The 3,310-nt window shown below is 73.3% G+C and carries 2 protein-coding genes and 1 pseudogene; all 3 read right to left on the reverse strand.

The window, feature by feature from the left end; all coding sequences use genetic code 11:
• Nucleotides 1-170: 170 nt before the first annotated feature.
• Nucleotides 171-1,196: an acetamidase/formamidase family protein gene (locus G3I40_RS01790; RefSeq protein WP_164300369.1), complete on the reverse strand. Its 1,026-nt coding sequence runs from the start codon at nucleotides 1,194-1,196 to the stop codon at nucleotides 171-173.
• Nucleotides 1,193-2,713: an APC family permease gene (locus G3I40_RS01795; RefSeq protein ID WP_343244794.1), complete on the reverse strand. Its 1,521-nt coding sequence runs from the start codon at nucleotides 2,711-2,713 to the stop codon at nucleotides 1,193-1,195. The genes G3I40_RS01790 and G3I40_RS01795 overlap by 4 nt, the downstream gene beginning before the upstream one ends.
• Before the next feature lie 458 nt (nucleotides 2,714-3,171).
• Nucleotides 3,172-3,310, reverse strand: a pseudogene (locus G3I40_RS46815) (ROK family protein); the annotation flags it as partial.

Genomic DNA, 3,310 nt, shown 5'->3' on the forward strand with positions numbered 1-3,310 from the left:
GGCCCGGCCCGCGGGCAGCAGCACGCCGGGCACCGCGGCGAGGGCCCCGGCCTGCAGCAGACGCCGGCGGGTGGGGTGCGCGGGCCGACCGGGGAGGTGTCTTGCTCGGTCCATGACGATCCTGCCTCTCGAATGGCTCGGACGGTGGGGGGAACCGGCGCCGTGACGCCCTAAGAGACCTCGGGGCGGGGCAGCGTCGCCGCGATCTCACGCAGCCGCGCGTGCATGCCGCGGTGCGTCTCGCGCGCCGGCAGCCACTCCTTGCGGAGCTTGGCGACGCACGTGTAATTGGTGTCGCAGACGTTCGCGAGCGGCGACTCGACGGTCTGCGTGGCGAACTGGTACGCGTCGAGCTCGCTGAAGCCGTAGTCCCGTACGAGCCACTGCACGAGGTCGAGTTGGGAGATCCGGAACGCGTCCTCCAGCGGGCGCGCCGAGCCCGTCGAGACGAGGTGCGTGTCCGACTCGATGCGCGGCCACGGCGTCGCGACGCCCTTGAGCAGTTCCACGACGACGACGGTCCGCATGGCGCACTCGACGGCGACGCCGCACGTCTCGCCCTCGCCCTGCCGGGCATGTCCGTCGCCGAGGCTCAGCAGCGCGCCCTCGACGTTCACGCCGAGATAGCAGGTGACGCCCGCTCGCATCTCGGGCGTGTCCATGTTCCCGCCGTGCGCGTCCGGCACGAGGGCGGAGCGCACCTCCAGGTTCGCGGGCGCGACGCCCACCGTGCCGTGCATCGGGTCCATCGGCAGCTCCACCGTGAACTCGCTGTCCCGGGCGGTGAACCGGGCGGTCCGCCGGTCGCGGTCGAGTCCCCAGATCCAGACCGTCTCGGGCAGCGGCGGCTGCAGGGTGGCGGTGGTGTGCGTGGACGTCAGCGCGCCGAACAGCGGCACCGTCGTGGACGCGGCCCAGTCCCGGGCGGGCTCCACCGACACGAAGTGCACGGCGACGGTGTCGCCCGGCTCGGCGCCCTCGATGTGGAACGGGCCGGTCTGCGGGTTGAGGTAGGGGAACTCGCAGACCTGCGAGACGAGGTCCTTCTCCGAGCGGACCCGGCCCGCGAAGCAGTCCTCCGTGAACAGGTCGAGGACCGTGCCCGGCGTGATGCGCGCGATCGGTGGTGCGCCGCCGAACGTCCAGGCGTACTCGCCGGGTTCGGGCCGGACGGTGAGCATCCGGGGGTCGCTCATGACTGCGGGGCTCCGCTCTGTGGGGGATGGGTGACCGGCACGTCGTCGTCGAGGTGGACGCGGGCCGTCTCGGCGAGCCGGTCCGGGTGGCGCCGCGCCAGCACGATCAGGACGACGACGCCGAGCGCCAGCCAGACGCCGACGACGGGACCCGCGTACGACACCGGGGACGACAGCTCGGAGACGAAGTCGAAGACGGGTATCCCGGCCGCGGTCAGGAGGGCGGGCACGAACGCGACGATGCCGAGGACGGGGAACACCAGGTGGCGTACGGGCCGCAGTTCGGCCCGGGCCCGGCGCAGGAAGTAGCCCGCGCACGCCAGGTTCGCCACGATGTACACACCGATGATGACGGTGACGATCACGGTCGCGAGGAGCAGGAACGCCGTCACCGGGTCGTAGGCGAAGCCGAGCCCCAGCATCGCCGCGACGGCCACCACGAACTGGACGGCGACCCCGGCCACGGGGGAGCGGCGCACCGGGTGGACCCGTGCGAACGCGCGCGGGAAGACACCGATGCGGCCCAGCGCGAAGGCGGTGCGCGTCGACACGGTGGCGCACGCGTTGGCGTTCGCCACCGTCGAGTTGACGACGGCCAGGAACACCAGCACCCAGAACAGGCCGAACGACGCCCGTGCCACGCCGTCCCAGGACGCCGCGCCCGCGCCGCCGAAGCCGGCGAACTTGTCGGGGCCGAAGTACACCGCCATGGCGTACGTCGTGATCACGTACACGAGGCCGATCGACAGGGCCGCGCCGAGCACGGCCCGGTGCATGGTGCGCCGCGGGTCCTTCGTCTCCTCGGCGAGCGGGGCGGCCGCCTCGAATCCGGCGAACGCGAGCACCGTGTAGACCGAGCCGGCGAAGACCCCGCCGATGCCCTCGAAACCCGGCGCCGTGTGCGACGTGCCGAAGACCGTCAGGGTGTTGTCGCCACCGGCCCTGGTGATGAGCAGGACCGCGAAGACCAGGAAGACGAGCACCTCGAAGATGCCCAGGACGGTGCCGAAGCGGGCCGAGGCGCGCACCCCGAAGTACCCGGCGAGCGCGATGATCACGGCCCCCGCGAGGGACCACGGCCACCACAGGTCCCCTGGGTACGACGTCCATTCGTCGTGCAGGGTGCCCGCCGTCGTGAACCCCAGCTGCAGCAGCAACAGCGGCGGGACGAGCGCCTCCACGAACACGTATCCCCAGCCGACCAGGAAACCGACCGCCGGATGCAGGCCTTGGGCCGCGTACGTCGACACGGACCCGGCCGCGGGCATTCTGCGGGCCAGCTCCGCCACGCAGGACGCGGTGAACAGGCAGGCCACCAGGGCGATCAGCACGGACAGGGGCAGACTGCCGCCGGCGAAGGCGGCACCCGACGGGATCGACGCGGCGATCGCCGCCGCGGGCGCCATCGCCGTGATGCTCTGGAACAGGACCTCGCGCAGGCCGATCGCCTCACGGCGCAGCCCCGGCCCCTGCGGCCCCGCCGACCTCGTGGTGCTCCCGACACCGTCCCCCGACACAGGAAACCCCTTCCCGTGCGCACGCCGTCACCCGTCGGATGGACGGGAGCCCGGCGCCTCGCGTGAAGTACGGTACGGGGCCCGCCCGTTGGGGCGGAAGGGGGCGCGACGCACCTGTGGACAACCCGTGCATTGTGCACAACCGCACGTCAGAGGTCCGAACCACTGGCATCGGCGGGGACGATCGGAAGGTGCGCTGCACGGCCTGGGTCCCTCATGGGGACGCCGTCCTATGCGCCCTCCGCCGCCCCGGCGGGTCGACCGGGACGCCTCTCGCCGCCCCCGGCGTGTCTCCCTACGCGGCCCTCGCCGCCCCAGGCGGGCCGCCCTATGCACGCTCGCCGCCCCCGGCGGGTGGCCCTGCGGAGCCCTCACCGCCCCAGGCGGGTCGTCTTACCCGCCCCTCGGCGCCCCGGACGGGTCGTCTGACCCGCCCCTCGCCGCCTCGTCCGGTCGCCCTACGCGGCCTGCGCCACCCCCATCGGGTCGTCGAGGACCGTGCGCACCACCGAGTGCGCCGCGCCGAGCAGCGGCCCCTCCGAGCCGAGCCGGGAGACGGCGACACCGTCGGCCGGGGTCGCCGTGCGGCGCGTCAAC

The organism is Streptomyces sp. SID14478, assembly GCF_010548525.1.
GTDB lineage: Bacteria > Actinomycetota > Actinomycetes > Streptomycetales > Streptomycetaceae > Streptomyces.

Coding starts and splice junctions, on each gene's coding strand:
- G3I40_RS01790 (WP_164300369.1), bottom strand. CDS start 1,196: ATGAGCGACCCCCGGATGCTCACCGTCCGGCCCGAACCCGGCGAGTAC.